Raw genomic sequence first — 18673 nt, forward strand, 5'->3', positions numbered from 1 at the left:
CTCGCGATGAGGACGGCTCCTTCAACATCTCAGCGCCTGACACTCCGCCATCGCGAGCAAGCTCGCTCCTACAGGTACTGCCCCGCCCCTTGTGGGAGCGGGCTTGCCCGCGATGAGGACGGCTCCTTCAACATCTCAGCGCCTGACACTCCGCCATCGCGAGCAAGCTCGCTCCTACAGGTACTGCGTTTCCCCTGTGGGAGCGGGCTTGCCCGCGATGGGGCCAGTACCTTCAACATCGCGGTGCCTGACACTCCGCCTCGCGAGCAGGCTCGCTCCTACAGGTTCCTCCTACGGTGCCGGTTCCGGCTCATTGGTCACCCGCAGCAATCCCCACAACCCGGAAATGTTCCCGAAGGCGCCGTAGTCGCGGAACAGGTAATCCCCAGGTACCGCGTTGACACCCCCGGCACTCGGCAACATGAAGCTGAAGTGCGCCGCCGGCAGGATGCTTTCGTGGGCGCCGATGTACATCGACATCGGGTTGTAGCCGAACTTCACCGAGCCCACGCCCGGAGCACCCATCGGATAGCCACCGGTATCGCTCTTCTCCGACAGGAATGGGTTGGCCGACCAGACATGCCCGTCCAGCTGGAAGGTGGTGCCGCGACTGCCGCCGGTTGGCATCAGGATGTGGGTCCTGAACGGTTGCCCCGGTTTGGCGTACAGCACCGGCGTCTGCGGATCGCCTCCCACCAGCGCATTGCTGTAGGCCATGTGCGCGTTGGTCATGTCGCCATAACCGGCACCCTGCGCGTGACCGAACGGTGCATCCGGTGCCAGGCCAAAGCGGTACCACAGCGGCTCGGTCCTGTAGTTGATGGCCATGCTGGAGTTGTCCTGCGGGTCGGTCGGCACGCCGAACCCTTCCGCCGCAATCCCTTCCACGGGCCGCCCGTTGGCCCAGCGCATGTTCAGCGCCTTCTGCCAGACCATCGCGAAGTCGCGGTAGCTGGTTTGGCCAGGCGCGGTCACCGTCGCATTGACCTTGCGTGCATCCTCGACCCAGGTGGCGCCCATCGGCACGATACTCATCGCTGCAGCCAGGCCTTTCTGGCCCTGCTTGATCACGTCCGCCGGTGTGAAGTTCAAGCCGCCGAACTCGATCGCCGTGGCATTGATGTTGTCGACGTTGCGCCCCAGTTGGGTGATCGGTTTGCCTTCACGCTCCAGGTGCCCGGCGTAGTACTGATAGGTACGGGTCGGGTACGCGCCGCTGTTGCCGACGCGCGGTGGCACGGTCTGGATCGGGTTGGCGCCAACGTTGGTGCCGTCGGATTTGGTGATGTCGTACGCCAGCAACTGCGCATGCAGACCCACGTGGCTCGATGGCCGCATCAGGTTGTTGCTGAAGGTGGTCGAGCCCGTGCCGCTGTTGCGGTCGCGCTTGACCATGCCTTGCATCACCGCCGTCTGGGTCAGGTCCGGCATCACGCTTGGCAGGCGGTTCTCCAGGGTGATGTTGATGCAATCACCGGCCGCCGCACGCAGCACCAGCGGTTCGACGGGCACACCGGGTTTGAGCTTGCCGGTGGTGATGTCGAGATCAGCCTTGCGCACGTAGAGGATCGCGGTCGGGTCATGCAGCGGCCCGCTCTGTCCGCCGATGGTGATGGTTTCACCGTCTTCGGGATCGGTCACGGTGACCTGTGGAATGCTCACCGTGCGCGAGTTGAACACCAGGGTGCCGCCCGCCGGGTTCAACGGCCCCCCCACGTGCATGCCCAGGCCTGCCGGGTCGCCAATGGTCAGGCCCAGCGGGTTGGTGAGGATGTCATTGGCCAGTGCCGCGACCACTTCATAGTTGCGCTGCGGGGTTGGCCGGGTGCCGATGCCGTTGGGGTTGGCGCCGATCCGTGGGCACACGCCGTCGAACGCCACGGTGTTGCGCATGCCGGTCGGTTTGGCGTTGTTGGGGATGGCGAACAGGTCGTTGCGTTGTGCGGTGTAGTTGCGCATCACGCCCCAGATGCCGCTCCAGTAGCCTTCGATCGAGGCGTCCATCGAGTACAGGTAGTCACCCGTGGTCGCCGCCGAGCTTGAGAGCATCGAAACCGGTGCGATAAAGCCCATTTGCTCGGAGATGCCGATCATCTGCGACGCACGCCAGCCGGAGTTGGAGCTGTTGCCGAAGCCGGAACCGCTCTGCAGCCATTTAACCCCGTGCAACGTGACGTTGTGCTCCTCCTCGTGACCACCGGCATGCACCCGCAGCCGCACGTTGTCACCGGTGTAGGTGCGCAGCATCGGCGTGAACGGGTCACCCGCTTCCGCGCCGCCCTTGTTGATGTGGGGCGGGAACAAGGTGGTGCCACCGGTTGGGCCGGTGGCCGCGGTGATCAGGTTCGGTGCCAGGTTCATCGCCGGGATTGCACGGTCGGTACGGCTTTGCATGGCATACGCCAGGTCGCCGCCCAGGCCATCGGCCTGCATGCCGCGCTTGCCGTCCGGGCCGACCTTGTTCGGGTCGTACACGCGCAGGGCCAGCGGTTCGTTACGGTAGTTGACGACGAACATGCCAGGGTCATCCACCGAGATTGCCTGTGGGCACGGCCGGGTCGGGCAACCAGGCACCATGCCGCCCTGCACTTCGAGCATGCCATCGAGCAAGGTGCTGGCGTTATTGCGCACCGGTGGGTTGATGGCGTAGCGGAAGCTGTCCGCGGTGGCCGGGAAGGCTTGCGGATTGGGCACGCCGTTAGGGCCGGCGCCCACATACACACCCGCTTCATAGGCGTGCTGGAAGTCGCTGTACTCCAGGAAGAACTCGCGGAAGCTGTCGTTCTTGCCGTCGCCGTCCAGGTCACCCGTGCTGATCACCGCTTGCCACGAGGTTGGTCCGCCGTCCTGGCGCGCGCCGCTGTACAACGGTTCGCCGGTTTCGGCATGGAACCAGGTGGAGCCGGCAGGTTCAGCCAATACGGTGGCGTAAAGACCAATCTGCTGGTGAGTCGATGGGCCCAGGTGGTCGTGGGTGAAGATGGTGCCCAAGCCACGGTCAACGCCCTTGGTGTTGATCACCGGGTCGACGAACCAGCGTTGCATCGCCGTGCGCGCGCCGACCCAGTCCGCCCGGCCGTATTGGCCGAAGAATGGATGGTTTTTGGCTTTCGGGCAGGCCGGTGTGCCGTCGCGCGGATCGGTGCCTTCGCACTGGTTGAATTCGCGAATGGCGTGGATACGCTCTTGCACTGCACCTGGGGAAAGCACGCCGTCCTCGTAGTTCCAGCCGTTGGCCGAACCATCGGCAGACGTCAGGTCCCATTTGGGCAGGTGGATGTGCTGGCCGATCACGTCGGTAGGCGTGCGCACCTGATAGTCGTCCATCTCGTAGGTGGCGGGCACCAGGTTGGTCTGCTGGTACTGCACGCAGTCGAAGGTGTTCATGCGCATCACCAGCGGCTCTGGTGGACGCTGCTTGGTGATCACCGGCCAGGCGTCTTCCCACAGCGCCAGGATGCGCGCTTGGGGGAAGTGGTAGCCGACTTTGTTGTAGACCGCGTCAAACTGGATATTGGCCGCCTTGTAGATACGTGGACGGTCGGCGGTGTAGGTGGAGGAACCGGTAAATGTCATGCCGTCGACCCGCTCGCCGCTGGCGAACTCACCGGTGCCGGCGCTGCTGGTCAGGCGCTTCTGCCGGTCATCCATGCACGGCTCGTAGTACGGCGCACCGGCTATCGGCAAGGCACCGTTGGTGCGGAAGTTACGCGGCACGATCTGGTTGCCGGGCAGCAGGGCAAAGCTTGGGTGTTCCTTTTTCGCATGGAAGGCCATGGCCGCCTGTTCGACTTCGGTGCCCTCTTCCGGCAGGTACAGCGGCTTGGCGCGTTTCACTTCCTTGGAAAAATCCAGCGAAGTGGTCACCGTCAGGGCTTCACCACCGGCGGAGAAACCATCCAGGGAATGACGCCCCAGGCCACCGTCCCAACCGCCGGACTGGTTCGGGTCGAGGTTCGCCCATAGGGCTTTGCCTGTGGCTTTCAGGCTTTGAGCCGTGGCCGCGTCGAGCATGTCCAGCGGTGGGGTCGGTGGACGTTGGCCAACCGAACTTTCCATGCCGCCGATCCAGAAGGGATAGCCAGGGTTTTTCAGCGTGCCGTCAGCGTTGCGGTTGGCTTCGCTGCGGTCAACCAGGGCCAGGGAACCGATGGCCTGGGCGCCACCACCGTGGTGTTGGCCGTCGCCATCGCCTTGGTCCTCATGTTCATCATCGTCGTCATGGCCGGCGACCAGGGTTTCGCTGATTTTGGGCACCACCGCGACCTTACCGGGCATCGGTGGCATCGCTTTGCCGGGCAGCGGTACCACGGCCGGGATCGGCGTGCCGGCGATGATCTCGCCATCGGGCAAGGCCCGCGCCCCCGCAGCCGGTTTGCCCTGGCGCAATGCGTAGGGTTCGCTGTGGTAGCCGTCGTTACCTTGTTGCGAAACTTCGAGTTGGGTGCCTTCTTCGAACACATCATGCACCCGCCACATGGCCCACATGCCTTGGGCGAAGTGCGGGTAGAAGTGGCAGTGATAGATCGCGTCGCCCGCTACCCGGTTGCGGTTGCCCGAGCCGCCGTTGGCGATTTCATAGGTGTAGCCGGCCCCTGGGCCGATGCCCTGGGCGTCGACGTAATCGGAGTTATCGTCATTGGGGTTGAACAGCCACTGGTGCCCGTGCAGGTGGAAGATGTGCTGCTCGTGGCCGTTGTGGGTGTTGCGGAATTTGACGAAGTCACCGATGTAACTGTGGTTGACGTTGGAAGGCTCCGACGGATACAGCGCCATGGTCGCCTTGACCCCGACCTGGTCGGCGCGCGGCGTCTGGCCGGGCGTGATGCCTTCCAGGCCGGCGTTGGCCGGAACGTCCACCAGCATCGCCACATCACCGACGGTGTGGGAGCTGAGGAAGAATTCTTCATAAGCGCAGGACAGGCAATCGTGCATCGGCCCCACGCCCAGACGGTTGGCGACCACTTCGGCCCCCATGCCGCCAGAGCCGTAGTTGATCATGAACGAATCGCGGGTCGGCTCCAGCACGTGGGCCATCACCGGATCCGCCCAGTAAGCGGGGAACGCCTGGGTCGCCGCCGTTTCATCCTGGAACTGCGAGGCGAAATCACGGAACGGCTCAAGGCGATTGGGCAGCGCCGGGTTACGTTTACCGACTGACTCCAGCGCGTAGGTGGCGGGCAGGAAACTGCCGTCGGCATTACTGCCCATGACAATGGCGTCGCTTTCGCTGGAGATGATTTCGTTGCCATCGACCATGTTGATGATCGGCGAGCCGGCCTTGCCTTCACGTATCCATGGCTCGCGTTGCGGGTAGCGGGCCTGATAATCGACTATCGGCTGCCCGGCTGGCGTGCGGCCAGTGCTGGCCAGGCGCATTTCTTCCTCGGTGATCGTGTTGCGGTAGCTGCGACCACCCTTGGGCACCACTGCAACCTGGCCGAACAGGCCGTTGGCGACGTTGCCGGCCGCACCTTCGCCACCGAAGGTCGCGCCACGGCTGCTGACGGCGAACACCCCTTCACGCTCGGCGTAAAGAGTGTAGGAACGGCTGGCACCTGGGGGGATCAGGGTGTTGGCGTTGCGTCCGGTGAACGACGAGATGTCGTCGACGCTGTTCACCGCTTGCAGGCCGTTGACCTGAAAACCGACGTGACGGTCGGCGACCTGCTCGTCGACCTTGAAGGGGTCGAGGTTGCCGACTGCGACGCCCCCTTCCTCCTCGCCTTCTTGTGCGCCATCCTCATGGGAACCGGGGTTGGCCTGATAAGCCAACAGGTTCTGCAGATTGACGGTCAGGCAGTCGCCTGCCGCCACGCGCAACACCAGCGGCCGCGGACGCTTGTCCGGCCGCAGCGTCACCTTGCCCGGCACCGCCGCGCCGCCCTGGGCCAACGACACTTCGTTATCGTCGACCACATCGCGGCGCAGGGCGTAGATCATGCCGTTGACGTTCTGGGCGCCGAGGCGGTTGAACATGAGCGGTTGATCCAGCGCCACGACGTTCGCCACCAGATTGCGTTCGCAGCGTGCAGCGGCTTGGGCGAGTTCGACGCCGAACAGCGGCGCAAGAAACAGCAATAGGTTTACCAGGTGATGAGCGTGGGGGATACCGGTCATGATCACGGTCCTCGCTGTGGGGTTTCACAGGGAATGGTTCTCGACAAATCCCTTTGAGCAATCCGCATGCCATAAATATTTTTGTTATTTTTCAGTCTGTTGCGATAACGACTTGATAAGTGGGGGGAAATCCCCCACCCATTTCCCCCACATTTCGGGTGGATGGCAGATTGCTCCGAGTGATCCACTGTGGGAGCGGGCTTGCCCGCGATGGCGGAGTGTCAGGCAACAAATGATGGGCAGATCCAACGCTATCGCGGGCAAGCCCGCTCCCACAGGAGACGGGGTGTGTTTGGGGATCAGGGGCTTATGCCCCAGAACTGGGGCACCCCCGGTTTACAACGGCGCATCCGCCGCCAGCCCCTGCAAACGGCGGTACTGGCGCAGCACACTGGGGACATAACGCTGGGTTTCGGCGAACGGTGGTATCACCCCTCCCCGGCTCAGCACCGCTTGCGGCCCGGCGTTGTAGGCGGCCACGGCGAGGGCGATGTCATTGTCGAACAGGGTCAGCAGGCGCTTGAGGTATTTGGTCCCGCCCTGGATGTTGGCCTGGGGATCGTAGACGTTGCTCACGCCCATCTCCCGCGCGGTGTCGGGCATCAACTGCATCAAGCCTCCCGCCCCCTTCGCCGACCGTGCGCTGGGGTCGTAGGCGGACTCAGCCTGGATCACCGCATGAACCAGCGCCGCCGGCAAATGATTGGCCGTGGCCGCCGCCGACACCCACTCGGCATAGGGCTGTCGGGCAATCATCTGCGGTTGCTGATCGAGGCTGACCAGCGAGGACGATGGCTCGCGAATCACCCGTTCGTAGGTCCGACCCGGGCGGTGGACGTTGGACAGAACGTAGCTGCCCTTGGCGTCCACGGAAACGAAGACATCGGCCTGGGCGGCACCTGCCAGCAGCACACAGCCGAGCAATCCCGCGGTGAGTGTTTTCATTATTCTTCTCCCCTGACCGACCCCGAAAAATGGGGGTAATGCCCCAATGGCCGGTGGTAAATCAGGCATACGCAAGCACTGTGCCGATTGCGTGGAGGCCCGTGAATCAAGGGTTGCGCGAGGATGTCCGGGGGTGAGCATGGCAATTGCATGAGGGGCTGTGGCGACCCTTCTGCCGACTCTGTGAGGTCATCATGAAACAGCCACTGTGTTTCGCCCCGCGTTCAACGCGAACTCAACGCGGGTTCACCCTGCTCGAATTGTTGGTGGTGCTGGTGGTGCTCGGGTTGTTGGCCGGCATCGTCGCACCCAAATATTTCGCCCAGCTCGGCCGCTCCGAAGTGAAAGTGGCCAAGGCGCAGATCGAAGGTTTGGGCAAAGCCCTGGACCTTTACCGCCTGGAGGTTGGCCACTACCCGTCGACCGAACAGGGTTTGCAGGCGCTGGTGACCGCGCCCAGCGACGAAACCCGCTGGACCGGCCCGTACTTGCAGAAAAAACTGCCCATGGACCCGTGGGGCCGCAGCTACACCTACCGCTACCCCGGTGAAAACGCCGAATACGACCTGTTGTCCATGGGCAAGGACGGGCAGCCCGGTGGTGACGGCGAAAACGCCGAAATCACCAGTTGGCAGTGACCGGAGGTGCGCATGCGTTTCCATCTCAAGGCGGTGGGCAAGGCGGGCGTGGTGTCGATGAGCATCGAGGCCCAGGGTGACAGCGAAGCGCGACGCATGGTCGAAGACCAGGGCCTGCGGGTAGTCAGCCTGCACGCCGAGCGCCACTGGCGGGCGTTGCGCCTGCAAAAGCGCGAAGCGTTCAATCTGGTGCTGTTCAGCCAGGAACTGACCACCCTGCTCAATGCCGGCCTGCCGTTGATCGATGCATTGGAGAGCCTCGCGGAAAAGGAAAGTGCGCCGCAGGCCCGCAAGACCCTGAGTGAACTGGTACGCCTGCTGTATGAAGGCAAATCGTTCTCCCAGGCCTTGGGGCAGTTGTCGGCGGTGTTCCCGCCGCTGTACGTGGCGCTGGTGCAATCGAGCGAAAAGACCGGCGCCGTCGGCGAGGCTCTGGGGCGTTATGTCAGCTATCGCCAACGCATGGACGAGGTGCGGCAGAAGATCGTCAGCGCGTCGATCTACCCGCTGTTGTTGCTGGTGGTGGGCGGTGGCGTGGTGCTGTTCCTGATGGGCTATGTGGTGCCGCGCTTCAGCCTGGTATTCGAGGGCCTGGGCTCGGACCTGCCGTGGCTGTCGCAGATCCTGATGAGCAGTGGTATGTTCCTCCATGCGCATCAAATGGAGTTCTTCGGTGGCCTTGCGGCGATCATTGGCACCCTCACCTTCCTGCAACGACAACCGACCTTTCGTCGGGGCGTGGACCGTTTGATCGAAAAACTGCCGGCAGTCCATCAGCGCATCGTCATGTACGAACTGGCGCGTTTTTATCGCTCGCTGGGGATTTTGCTGCAGGGCGGCATCCCGCTCGTCACGGCCATGGGCATGGTTCGCAACCTGCTCACTGTCGCCTCCCGCACGCGCCTGGATCAGGCCTGCGAACGGGTGCGTGAGGGCCAGTCGCTTTCAGCCGCGCTGGAGCTCAACCAACTGGTCACGCCGGTCTCGCTGCGCCTGCTGCGGGCCGGCGAGCAGTCCGGGAACCTGGGGCAGATGATGGAGCGCAGCGCCGATTTCTACGACGAGGAAATCAGCCGATGGATCGAGTGGTTCGTGCGGTTGTTCGAGCCTCTGCTGATGACGTTCATCGGACTGTTGATCGGAGTCATCGTGATCCTGATGTACATGCCGATCTTCGAATTGGCCTCAAGCATTCACTGACCCTGCGAATAAATACGCAGGGTGAGGTGTTCACCCATTGAATCAAGCAGCACAGACGTTCAAACCCGAAACAGAAAACGGAGAACGACATGCATATCAACAGACTCTTGTTGGCAGTAGCGATTGGCGCGGTCTTGTCGGCGTCTACCGTGTTGATCCCGGACAGCCTGTCCAGCGTATCCAGCGCACAGGCCAAGGATGGCGGAAGTGGTGGCGGCGGTGGCGGCGGCCATGGAGGTGGCGGAGGATCCGGTGGTGGTGGCGGAGGTGGATCTGGCGGCGGTGGCGGTGGAAATGGAGGCGGTGGCGGCAGTGGCGGCAGTGGCGGCGGCGGTGGCAGTCACGGCGGTGATCATGGCAGCGGCAACAGCGGCAGCAGCCATGGTGGCGACCACAGTGGCAATAGCGGCAGAGGCAACGATTCGGGGCATTCCGGCAACACGGCCTCATCGGGTCGCAGTGGCACCCACTCCGAGCCCGGTGATGATCATGGCGTTCATCGCTCAGGGGAAATCGGCGATGACCACGGTGTACATCGCTCCGGCGAGATCGGCGACGACCACGGCGTACACGTCGGTGGCGAGCCGGGTGATGACAAACGGTCCTGACCGAGAGTGATCCAACAACACCCATAGACCTTGTGAGTTACACAACCTGTGGGAGCGGGCTTGCTCGCGATGGGGCCGTGCCAGTCGATAGAGAAGTCGCCTGACACACCGCAATCGCGGGCAAGCCCGCTCCCACAGAGGCCGAGTGAACCCTACAGGCCTCCCTCCACCCCATCCAACCGCTCCCGCAAAAACTCGATCAGCGCCTGCACCGGGCGCGAACTCTGGCGATGCTGCGGGTAAACTGCCGACAACACGAGCGGCTCGGGCTGATAGTCCTCCAGCACCGGCACCAACCGTTCATCCTTCAACGCCGCCCCGACGATAAACGTCGGCAAATAAGTAATCCCCATCCCGGCCAAGGCGGCGTCTCTGAGCAATTCACCGTTGTTGACGCGCATGCGCCCGGCGACATTGACCGTCAGCGGTTTACCCGGTCCGGCAAAGCGCCATTGCACCTGGCGGCCGTGGCCGTAGGGCAGGCAGTCGTGGTTGTGCAAGTCCTCGGGCTTGAGTGGCGTACCGCGCTCGGCCAGGTAGGCGGGGCTTGCACAGTACACCCGCTGGATGACGGCAATGCGCCGGGCAATCAGCGTCGAGTCTTCGAGCACGCCGATACGCAACGCCAGGTCATACCCCTCGCCCAGCAGATCCACCGGCCGGTCACTCAAGTCCACGTCAACCGTGACATCGCGATAGCGCTGCAAAAACAGCGGCAGCAGGCAACCCAAATGCGCCACGGCAAACGACAGCGGCGCACTCAAGCGGATGCTGCCGCGCGGCTCGGTCGTCTGGCCCGCAATGCCCTGCTCCACCTGCTCGACCTCACCGAGCAAGCGCATGGCCGACTCGTAATAACTGTGGCCCAAAGGCGTCACGTCCAGTCGCCGCGTCGAGCGGTTGAGCAGGCGCACGCCCAGGCGCTCTTCGAGCTGCATCAGGCGTCGGCTGACGAACTGTTTGGACAGGCCCAATTGATCGGCCGCCGCCGTGAAGCTTCCGGAGTCCATGACCTGGCAAAAAATACGCATGTCTTCGAACGGGTTCATTGTCACTCTCTGGTTGACAGTTAAACGCTTTATAGCCGCTTTTTCCTTTTGCGGCGACTTATTAATCTGTGTCCACGGTGTTGCTGAGGCCTGAACCGCAGAGCCAGCAGCCCTGACCCTCAGGTAACGAACTTCTAATTAATCAAAAAGGAATTGCCCCATGAACATCATCAAAAAAACCCTGACCGCTTCCCTCCTCTCCCTCGCTGTCGGCAATGCGTTCGCCGCAGGCAGCCCAGGTGTCGAACACAACACCCAGGCCTTCCTCGAAGCCCTCGCTGCCGGTGGTGGCAAGCCGCTCGAGCAACTGAGCCCGAAAGACGCCCGTGCGGTGCTGACCGGTGCGCAGAACTCGGTGAAAGTGGACCTGTCGGGTGTTGAAGTCAGCGACCGTGCGATCAAGGTCGACGGCCAGACCATCGACCTGAAAATCGTGCGCCCGGCCAAGGTCAAGGGCGAGTTGCCGGTGTTCATGTTCTTCCACGGTGGCGGCTGGGTGCTGGGCGACTACCCGACTCACCAGCGCCTGATCCATGACCTGGTGGTCGGCTCCGGTGCCGTCGCGGTGTACGTCAACTACACGCCATCGCCAGAAGCCCAATACCCGACCGCGATCAATCAGGCGTATGCGGCGACCCGCTGGGTGGCCGAACACGGCAAGGAGATCGGTGTCGACGGTAAACGCCTGGCAGTGGCCGGCAACAGCGTCGGCGGCAACATGGCGGCAGTCGTGGCCTTGATGGCCAAGGAACAGAAAGCCCCGGCCCTGCGCTTCCAGTTACTGATGTGGCCCGTGACCGATGCACAGTTCGAAACCGGTTCGTACCAGCAATTTGCCGAAGGCCACTTCCTGACCAAAGGCATGATGAAATGGTTCTGGGACAACTACACCACCAACAAGGCCGAGCGTGCGCAGATCCATGCCTCGCCGTTGCAGGCCAGCGCCGAACAGCTCAAGGGCTTGCCCGCCGCGCTGGTGCAGACCGCTGAGTTCGACGTGTTGCGTGACGAAGGCGAAGCCTACGCCCGCCATCTGGATGCGGCCGGTGTGCCGGTCACCGCAGTGCGCTACAACGGCATGATCCACGACTTCGGCCTGCTCAATCCGCTGAGCCAGATTCCGGAAGTGAAAGCGGCGGTGCGCCAGGCAGCGTTGGAGCTCAAAGAACACCTGAAGTAAATCCGCCAATCACCCTCTGTAGGAGCGAGCAAGCTCGCGATGGACGTGAACGATGACGCGGGCTGTCTGAATGCCCGCGGTGTCTGGGCGTCCATCGCGAGCATTCGAGCGTCGACCGGCTGCTCCTACAGGGTTCCGGTTCCTGTCCCTGCCTTGCGGAGCGTCCCCATGTCCTTCCTCACCAACCACCTGCTGACCCTCAGCGCCCTGCTCCTGCTCATCGACACCGTGCTCTGGCACCTCGCGCCTTTCAAGCATCGCGTGACGCGGGTGGCGGTGCGCCTGGTGCTGTTCATGTTGTTCAGCGCGATCAGCATCAATGCCGGCGTCAATCCTTTGCAGGCGCCGTTGTTCGCTGATGATCGTGTGGCGCAACTGGGCGCTACCGCATTGGGAATTCTCTGGTGGTTGTACGCCGCACGGGTATTGACCGAAGTCATCGGCCTGGTGCTGATGCGCCGCATCGGGCATAGCGGGCGCTTGCTGCAGGACGTGATCGGGGCGCTGGTGTTTCTCGCCGCGATCGTCGCCGCTGCCGGTTATGTGCTGGAGCTGCCGGTCAAGGGTTTGTTGGCGACTTCCGGGATCGTGGCAATCGTCGTCGGTCTTGCGCTGCAAAGCACCTTGAGCGACGTGTTTTCCGGCATCGTGCTCAACACCACCAAGCCCTATCAGGTCGATGACTGGGTCGTCATCGACGGTGTGGAGGGCAAGGTGGTCGACATCGACTGGCGCGCCACGCACCTGCTGACCGGCGCCGGCACGACCGCCGTCGTTCCGAACTCGGTGGCGGCCAAGGCGAAGATCGTCAACCTGAGCCGGCCAAACAACATGTTCGGCGTGTCGATCAGCATCCAGGTACCCAACAACATTCGTCCACGCAGGGTTCTGGATGCCCTGGAGCGCACGCTGCGCGGCAGCAGCCGTTTGCTGGCCAATCCGGCACCAAAAGCCGTGCTCAAGGAAGCTGGCGAAACCATGTCCGAATACGTGATCAGCGGTTTTATCGCCGAGCTGGGCAACAAAAGCGAAGTGCGCAATCAACTGTTCGACCTGGCGCATCGGCACCTTGAGGCCGCCGGTATTTCCCGCAGGCTCGATGGCGTGATCGAACCGGCGACTCGCGCACGGGCGCTGCTGGATGAAGTGAAAATCTTCCGTTCGCTGAGCGACGACGAACGCGACCAGATGGCCCAGTCCATGGTGGCGCAACAATACGCGGCTGGCCAGGTGGTCTTGGGACTGGACGAAATACCGAACAGCCTGATGGTGATCGCCACCGGTGTGGTCAGTGCAACCGTGCCGGACGGCAACGCAGACACCGAAGCCGGGCGCATGGGCCCCAGTGAAGTGATGGGTGAACAAAGCATCCTCGGCGACACCCCTTCCCAGGCTACCTTCACCACCCTGACCTCGTGCGTCATCTACCGCATCGACAAGGCGCTGGTGCGCAGTGCCATGGAGCAACGCGTGGAAGTGGGCCGGGCATTGAATAAGTTGCAGGCGGTGCGCACGCAGAACAGCCGATTGGCATTGATGACCAAGCCGGTGCCGATCAAAAAGGGTGGGTTTTTGAGTTGGATGCAGAAGCGTTGAATGCATGAAGATCAAAATGTGGGAGCGGGCTTGCTCCCACAAAGTTATTGCGGGGTTATTTCGCGGCCAGTGCCGAGTAGCTGTTCATCAGGTTGCGGTAGTTAGGGATGCGCTGCGACAGCAGGTTGGCCAGGCCTTCCATGTCGTTGCGCCAGTCGCCCTGCAGCTCGCAAGCGACCGAGAACCAGTTCATCAGGTGTGCACCGGCCGCTGTCATGCGCGCCCAGGCCGCTTGCTGCACGGTTTCGTTGAAGGTGCCGGAAGCGTCGGTTACCACGAACACTTCAAAGCCTTCAGCCAGCGCCGACAGGGTTGGGAACGCTACGCACACGTCGGTGACCACACCGGCGATGATCAGTTGCTTGCGGCCAGTGGCCTTGATCGCCTTGACGAAGTCTTCGTTGTCCCAGGCGTTGATCTGGCCAGGACGGGCGATGTACGGCGCGTCCGGGAACAGCTCCTTGAGTTCAGGCACCATCGGGCCGTTCGGACCGTTTTCGAAGCTGGTGGTGAGGATGGTCGGCAGTTTGAAGAACTTGGCCAGGTCACCCAGGGCCAGGACGTTGTTCTTGAACTCGTTTGGCGAGAAATCCTGCACCAGCGAGATCAGGCCGGTCTGGTGATCGACCAGCAGGACAACCGCATCGTCTTTGTTCAGGCGTGTGTACGGAACGTTGCTCATGTGAAGCTCCTCGATGGATGGGTGTTACACGAGCGTCGGCACGCAAAGCCAACGCATTTTCTTTTGGTTAAAACGCAAAGCACGAGCAGCCGAAGGCGCCCCAGAAGCCGGCAAAATCACTGACCGGCACGCTCGACATCCGCGCCCTGTCATGGCTGTGGGCATGCACGCCACACGGACCGCTGCAATGGTGAACCTGGGCCTGCATCGGCGCGTTCTGGCGCCAGTGACCCGGCACCTTCGCCACCGGCGACCAGTCCGGGAGCACCGGCACACTGGCTGGCCCGAGTTTTTCGAAATCGCCAGCGGCGTAGACCACTTTGCCGCCGACCACGGTCAGCACCGACTCGATCCACTTGATCGCTTCTTCCTCGACGCTGAAGAAGTCCGCGCTCAGGGCCGCTACGTCAGCGAGTTGGCCGACCTTGATCATGCCTTTCTTGCCTTGCTCGGAAGAGAACCAGGCGCTGCCATGGGTGAACAGTTCCAGCGCGGTCTGGCGCGACAGCCCTTCGGCGTGCAGTTCCAGGCCACCGACGGTGCGGCCGCTGACCATCCAGTACAACGAGGTCCAGGGGTTGTAGCTGGAAACGCGAGTGGCGTCGGTGCCGGCGCCCACCGGTACGCCTTCGGCGAGCATGCGCTTGATCGGCGGTGTCGCTTCTGCAGCCTTGGCGCCATAACGCTCGACGAAATACTCGCCCTGGAACGCCATGCGGTCCTGAATGGCGATACCGCCGCCCAGCGCTCTCACCCGCTCGATGTTGTGCGGGGTGATGGTTTCGGCGTGATCGAAGAACCACGGCAAACCATTGAACGGAATGTCGCGGTTAACCTTCTCGAACACGTCGAGCATGCGGCTGATGGATTCGTTGTAGGTGGCGTGCAGGCGGAACGGCCAGCGCTGCTCGACCAGGTGGCGTACCACCGGCTCCAATTCGTCTTCCATGGTTTGCGGCAGATCCGGGCGCGGCTCCAGGAAGTCCTCGAAGTCCGCTGCCGAGAACACCAGCATCTCGCCGGCGCCGTTGTGGCGCAGGTAATCATCGCCCTGGTGCAGGGTCACGCTGCTGGTCCAGTTCTTGAAGTCAGTCAGCTCTTCCTTGGGCTTCTGGGTGAACAGGTTGTAGGCGATACGCACGGTCAGTTGCTGGTCTTTGGCCAACTGCTCGATCACCTGGTAATCGTCCGGGTAGTTCTGGAAACCGCCGCCAGCGTCGATGGCGCTGGTCAGGCCCAGGCGGTTGAGCTCACGCATGAACTGGCGAGTGGAGTTGACTTGATATTCCAGCGGCAGCTTCGGCCCCTTGGCCAGAGTCGAGTACAGGATCATCGCATTGGGACGCGCCACCAGCATGCCGGTCGGCTCACCGTTGGAGTCACGCACAATCTCGCCACCCGGCGGGTTCGGCGTGTCCTTGGTGTAGCCGGCCACACGCAGGGCTGCACGGTTGAGCAAGGCGCGGTCGTACAGGTGCAGCACGAACACCGGGGTGTCGGGCGCGGCCTGGTTGAGTTCGGCCAGGGTCGGCATGCGTTTTTCGGCAAACTGGAATTCGTTCCAGCCACCGACCACGCGCACCCACTGCGGCGTTGGCGTGCGGTCAGCCTGTTCCTTGAGCATGCGCAGCGCATCGGCCAGCGACGGCACGCCTTCCCAGCGCAGTTCGAGGTTGTAGTTCAAACCGCCACGGATCAAGTGCAGGTGCGAGTCATTGAGGCCGGGAATGACGCAACGGCCCTTGAGGTCGATGACCTGTGTAGCTGAACCACGCAGGGCCATGGCCTCGGCGTCAGTGCCCACGGCGACGAAACGGCCGTCGGTAATGGCGACAGCACTGGCGCGCGGGTTTTCACGGTCAACGGTATGAAATTGACCATTGAGCAGAATCAGATCGGCGTTCATCGCGTTTCCTTGGATGGAGTGGAAGAGGACAACCAGGGGGCGAACAGACGCGTCGCCAGGGGCATGAACAGGTAGCACACCGACACAACGATGGTCAGTGTGATCAGGAACGTGGCGACCACGTAGTTGGACAGCCAGGCATTGAGCTTGAGCAGCGGGCCCCACAGCAGCGGCACCAGCAGGGTATGCGGCAGGATCACAACCAGTGTGACCACCGCCTGCTTCCAGCGTGGTGGCGGTGGTGGTGCGTTATCGGTGGTTGGCGCGAACCAGAACTCATTGACCGGGTTGACCTCGGTCTGGTCGCCATCGGCAAGCATGGGCGCCGCTTCGTTGACCAGTTGCACGCGCTGCGGCGAGTCCAGCCAGCGCTGCATCGCTTCGGTGCTGCTGTAGCGCAGCACGCAGGTAAACAGGTCGAGGCCAGCGTTCTTGCCGCGAATCACGTCCACGCCCAGGTGCCCTTCCTGCTGCCCGGCGATGCTGACGATGTTGCGTAACCAGGCTTCGTAAGGCACCTCAAAACCGGGTTTGATCCGGTGTTTGATGACCAGGGTCACGACTTCGTCGAAACGGTTGGATTCAGGCATAACGTAAAGCTCCGGTGAGGCGGACATTAAGCGCGAGCCGTCCTGGCCCCGCGATCAGGACGCTGCTGAACAGCAGCAACAACAGCCAGCCGAACTGCCCTTCTTCGACGCTCCACTGTGGATGCACCACCAGCAGCGCGATCAACAGGACACACAGAATCGGCAGGCACGCCAGACGCACCAATACCCCGGCGATGATCAGCAGCGGGCACAGGACTTCGGCAAAAATCGCCAGCATCAGGGTGACGTGAGCGCCCAGATGGAAGGGGTCTTCGATCACCTGCAACTGAGCACTGTAGTTAAGCAGCTTGGGCAAACCGTGCACCCACAGCAGGAACAGGCTGGCGCTGACACGCAAAAAAAACAGCCCGATTGCCTGGGCCCGTTCATCCGGTCGCGAAACGTTCATGGGGTACCTGCACGAATGAAAACCATTGGCGCGGGTGCGCCACAACGTGAGGGAATAATGCGGATGCGGGGGAAGGGAAAATTGGATGTACGTGCTCAGTTGCGGGGGGGTGCCCGCGCCCACCTGTAGGAGCGAGCATGCTCGCGATGGTCGTTAACGATGACGCAGGCTGTCTGGATGCCAGCGGTGCCTAGGCCTCCATCGCGAGCATGCTCGCTCCTACAGGGGAAGGTGTCGGGACTCTCAGCCGCCGATCGGCAGCGGCCGCGACATGAACTCGCTGATGCGCGAGCGCAACCAGCGTTCGGCCGGGTCGTTATCGTGCACGCCGCTCCAGGCCATCGACAGTTGTGCGGCGGCAATCGGGAACGGCGGGTCTTCGGCGCGCAACGCGCAGCCCTCGACCAGCGCACACGCCGCATAATCGGGCACGGTGGCGATCATCTCGGTGCCGGCCAGTAACGCACGCAGGCCGCTGAATTGCGGCACGCCGAGCACCACCCGACGACTGCGTCCGATCTTTGCCAGGTCCAGGTCGATGTTGCCGGAGAGGTCGCCGGAGAACGACACCATGGCATGGGGCCGTTCACAATACTCATCCAGGGTCAGCGGCCCTGGCCGTTTGTCGCCGCGCAGAATCTTGCAGGGAATGTCACGCAGTTTCTTGCACTTGGCATTGGCCGGCAGGTCCGTGGTGTAGCTCACCCCCACGGAGATTTCCCCCGAGGCCAGCAAGGCCGGCATCAGCAAAAAATTGGCACGTCGCACGATGACGACGATGCCCGGTGCTTCCTCCTGCAAATGGCGCAGCAACGGTGGAAACAGGCCGAACTCGGCATCATCCGACAGGCCGATGCGGAACACATCGCTGCTGGTCGCCGGATCGAATTCCTTGGCCCGGCTGACTGCGCCCGAGATGACATCCATGGCCGGCTGCAATTCCTTGAGAATCGCCAATGCCCGCGCGGTGGGCTCCATGCCGCGGCCGTTGCGCAACAACAGCGGATCGTCGAACAGATCCCGCAAACGACCGAGCGCCGCGCTCACCGCAGGCTGGCCCATGAACAGTTTTTCGGCGACCCGGGTCAAGTTCTTCTCGAACATCAAGGCTTCGAAAATCACCAGCAGGTTCATGTCGACGCGGCGCAGATCGTTACGGTTCATGGGCAAGGCCTTCCTTTTTTAATGCGTAGGACTCTACGCGATCCCGTGTCTGCACATCGACACAATTAACAACGTTTAACTCGCCTGCCAGAGGCCTGCGACCAAGAATGAAGCTCACCGACACGGACATTTGTTATGGCCCATTCTCAGCAGAACACCGCCTGTATGGCCGTTACGCAAGCGCCGAAGAAAACTGCGGGTGGCCTGACACCCTGGCGTGAAGCCCTGGCCAAGCGACTGATTCTCGAGCGCTTGGGCGAAACCATCGAAGTCAGTGACCTGGCCAGCGCCTGCGCGCTGTCACGCAGTCATTTCTCCCGCGCATTCAAATGCAGCACGGGGCTTTCCCCGCAGGACTGGATCCGTCGGCAGCGCATCAACCGGGCCAAGCAATTGATCCAGGACACCGATCGCAGCCTCACGCAGATCAGCCTCGAATGCGGCTTCTGCGACCAGGCCCATTTCTGCCACATGTTCACTCGCAGCGAAGGCATCAACCCATTTGCCTGGCGCTGCCGTACCCTGCGTGCCCTGCCCCGTCTCGCACCCCAACTGCACGCGCTGTAACGCCGGTGACACCCATGGG

General features: G+C 62.6%; 14 protein-coding genes. 6 read left to right on the top strand and 8 right to left on the bottom strand.

The features are described from left to right. Positions 1 to 291 precede the first annotated feature (291 nt). Both mnxG and AB4O36_RS15330 read right to left on the bottom strand, forming a co-directional pair. Positions 292 to 6120 (bottom strand): manganese-oxidizing multicopper oxidase MnxG, encoded by a 5829-nt coding sequence (mnxG, locus tag AB4O36_RS15325; protein ID WP_460139608.1) that lies wholly within the window; start codon positions 6118 to 6120, stop codon positions 292 to 294. 336 nt (positions 6121 to 6456) lie between these two features. Continuing rightward, positions 6457 to 7065 carry a lytic transglycosylase domain-containing protein gene (locus AB4O36_RS15330; protein ID WP_460116449.1) on the bottom strand — a complete coding sequence of 203 codons (609 nt, stop codon included), beginning with the start codon at positions 7063 to 7065 and terminating at the stop codon, positions 6457 to 6459. A gap of 194 nt (positions 7066 to 7259) precedes the next feature. On the opposite strand from AB4O36_RS15330, the gene gspG reads away from it, so the two are divergent. The 3 genes from gspG (at position 7260) to AB4O36_RS15345 (ending at position 9511) form a co-directional block, all read left to right on the top strand. Further along, complete coding sequence (gene gspG, locus AB4O36_RS15335; protein WP_460116451.1) at positions 7260 to 7703, top strand: type II secretion system major pseudopilin GspG; 444 nt, start codon at positions 7260 to 7262, stop codon at positions 7701 to 7703. A 12-nt stretch (positions 7704 to 7715) separates the two neighbouring features. After that, the gene (locus AB4O36_RS15340) at positions 7716 to 8903 is read left to right on the top strand and encodes a type II secretion system F family protein (protein ID WP_460116453.1); all 1188 of its coding nucleotides are present in this window, start codon (positions 7716 to 7718) and stop codon (positions 8901 to 8903) included. Positions 8904 to 8992: 89 nt separating this feature from the next. Beyond that, complete coding sequence (locus AB4O36_RS15345) at positions 8993 to 9511, top strand: hypothetical protein (RefSeq protein WP_460116455.1); 519 nt, start codon at positions 8993 to 8995, stop codon at positions 9509 to 9511. Positions 9512 to 9663: 152 nt separating this feature from the next. Here AB4O36_RS15345 and AB4O36_RS15350 read toward each other — a convergent pair whose 3' ends face one another. Beyond that, entirely contained in the window at positions 9664 to 10560 is an 897-nt protein-coding gene (locus tag AB4O36_RS15350) for a LysR family transcriptional regulator (RefSeq protein ID WP_460116456.1), read from the bottom strand. A 160-nt stretch (positions 10561 to 10720) separates the two neighbouring features. On the opposite strand from AB4O36_RS15350, the gene AB4O36_RS15355 reads away from it, so the two are divergent. Both AB4O36_RS15355 and AB4O36_RS15360 read left to right on the top strand, forming a co-directional pair. After that, positions 10721 to 11740, top strand: a complete 1020-nt coding sequence (locus AB4O36_RS15355) for an alpha/beta hydrolase (protein WP_460116458.1) — start codon at positions 10721 to 10723, stop codon at positions 11738 to 11740. A 168-nt stretch (positions 11741 to 11908) separates the two neighbouring features. After that, positions 11909 to 13336: a mechanosensitive ion channel domain-containing protein gene (locus AB4O36_RS15360; RefSeq protein WP_460139609.1), complete on the top strand. Its 1428-nt coding sequence runs from the start codon at positions 11909 to 11911 to the stop codon at positions 13334 to 13336. A gap of 55 nt (positions 13337 to 13391) precedes the next feature. Here AB4O36_RS15360 and ycaC read toward each other — a convergent pair whose 3' ends face one another. The 5 genes from ycaC to AB4O36_RS15385 all read right to left on the bottom strand — a co-directional run bounded on the left by ycaC (position 13392) and on the right by AB4O36_RS15385 (position 18087). After that, positions 13392 to 14018 carry an isochorismate family cysteine hydrolase YcaC gene (ycaC, locus tag AB4O36_RS15365; protein ID WP_460116460.1) on the bottom strand — a complete coding sequence of 209 codons (627 nt, stop codon included), beginning with the start codon at positions 14016 to 14018 and terminating at the stop codon, positions 13392 to 13394. A 67-nt stretch (positions 14019 to 14085) separates the two neighbouring features. Further along, positions 14086 to 15924, bottom strand: coding sequence for an amidohydrolase (locus AB4O36_RS15370; RefSeq protein WP_460116462.1), 1839 nt, complete (start codon positions 15922 to 15924; stop codon positions 14086 to 14088). Beyond that, on the bottom strand, positions 15921 to 16514 hold the full coding sequence (locus AB4O36_RS15375; RefSeq protein WP_460116463.1) for an antibiotic biosynthesis monooxygenase: 594 nt from the start codon (positions 16512 to 16514) through the stop codon (positions 15921 to 15923). The genes AB4O36_RS15370 and AB4O36_RS15375 overlap by 4 nt, the downstream gene beginning before the upstream one ends. Next, the gene (locus AB4O36_RS15380) at positions 16507 to 16923 is read right to left on the bottom strand and encodes a DoxX family protein (protein WP_460116465.1); all 417 of its coding nucleotides are present in this window, start codon (positions 16921 to 16923) and stop codon (positions 16507 to 16509) included. The genes AB4O36_RS15375 and AB4O36_RS15380 overlap by 8 nt, the downstream gene beginning before the upstream one ends. A 243-nt stretch (positions 16924 to 17166) precedes the next feature. Continuing rightward, positions 17167 to 18087 carry a LysR family transcriptional regulator gene (locus AB4O36_RS15385; RefSeq protein WP_460139610.1) on the bottom strand — a complete coding sequence of 307 codons (921 nt, stop codon included), beginning with the start codon at positions 18085 to 18087 and terminating at the stop codon, positions 17167 to 17169. A 135-nt stretch (positions 18088 to 18222) separates the two neighbouring features. Between AB4O36_RS15385 and AB4O36_RS15390 the strand changes: the two genes are divergently transcribed. Next, positions 18223 to 18654, top strand: coding sequence for a helix-turn-helix domain-containing protein (locus AB4O36_RS15390; protein ID WP_460116468.1), 432 nt, complete (start codon positions 18223 to 18225; stop codon positions 18652 to 18654). Positions 18655 to 18673 lie beyond the last annotated feature (19 nt).

The organism is Pseudomonas sp. S2_E01 (genome assembly GCF_054668365.1).

Bases quoted from the DNA above. Each gene is read 5' to 3' on its own strand.
- mnxG (WP_460139608.1), bottom strand. From the start codon at position 6,120: ATGACCGGTATCCCCCACGCTCATCACCTGGTAAACCTATTGCTGTTT.
- AB4O36_RS15330 (WP_460116449.1), bottom strand. From the start codon at position 7,065: ATGAAAACACTCACCGCGGGATTGCTCGGCTGTGTGCTGCTGGCAGGT.
- gspG (WP_460116451.1), top strand. From the start codon at position 7,260: ATGAAACAGCCACTGTGTTTCGCCCCGCGTTCAACGCGAACTCAACGC.
- AB4O36_RS15340 (WP_460116453.1), top strand. From the start codon at position 7,716: ATGCGTTTCCATCTCAAGGCGGTGGGCAAGGCGGGCGTGGTGTCGATG.
- AB4O36_RS15345 (WP_460116455.1), top strand. From the start codon at position 8,993: ATGCATATCAACAGACTCTTGTTGGCAGTAGCGATTGGCGCGGTCTTG.
- AB4O36_RS15350 (WP_460116456.1), bottom strand. From the start codon at position 10,560: ATGAACCCGTTCGAAGACATGCGTATTTTTTGCCAGGTCATGGACTCC.
- AB4O36_RS15355 (WP_460116458.1), top strand. From the start codon at position 10,721: ATGAACATCATCAAAAAAACCCTGACCGCTTCCCTCCTCTCCCTCGCT.
- AB4O36_RS15360 (WP_460139609.1), top strand. From the start codon at position 11,909: ATGTCCTTCCTCACCAACCACCTGCTGACCCTCAGCGCCCTGCTCCTG.
- ycaC (WP_460116460.1), bottom strand. From the start codon at position 14,018: ATGAGCAACGTTCCGTACACACGCCTGAACAAAGACGATGCGGTTGTC.
- AB4O36_RS15370 (WP_460116462.1), bottom strand. From the start codon at position 15,924: ATGAACGCCGATCTGATTCTGCTCAATGGTCAATTTCATACCGTTGAC.
- AB4O36_RS15375 (WP_460116463.1), bottom strand. From the start codon at position 16,514: ATGCCTGAATCCAACCGTTTCGACGAAGTCGTGACCCTGGTCATCAAA.
- AB4O36_RS15380 (WP_460116465.1), bottom strand. From the start codon at position 16,923: ATGAACGTTTCGCGACCGGATGAACGGGCCCAGGCAATCGGGCTGTTT.
- AB4O36_RS15385 (WP_460139610.1), bottom strand. From the start codon at position 18,087: ATGAACCGTAACGATCTGCGCCGCGTCGACATGAACCTGCTGGTGATT.
- AB4O36_RS15390 (WP_460116468.1), top strand. From the start codon at position 18,223: ATGGCCCATTCTCAGCAGAACACCGCCTGTATGGCCGTTACGCAAGCG.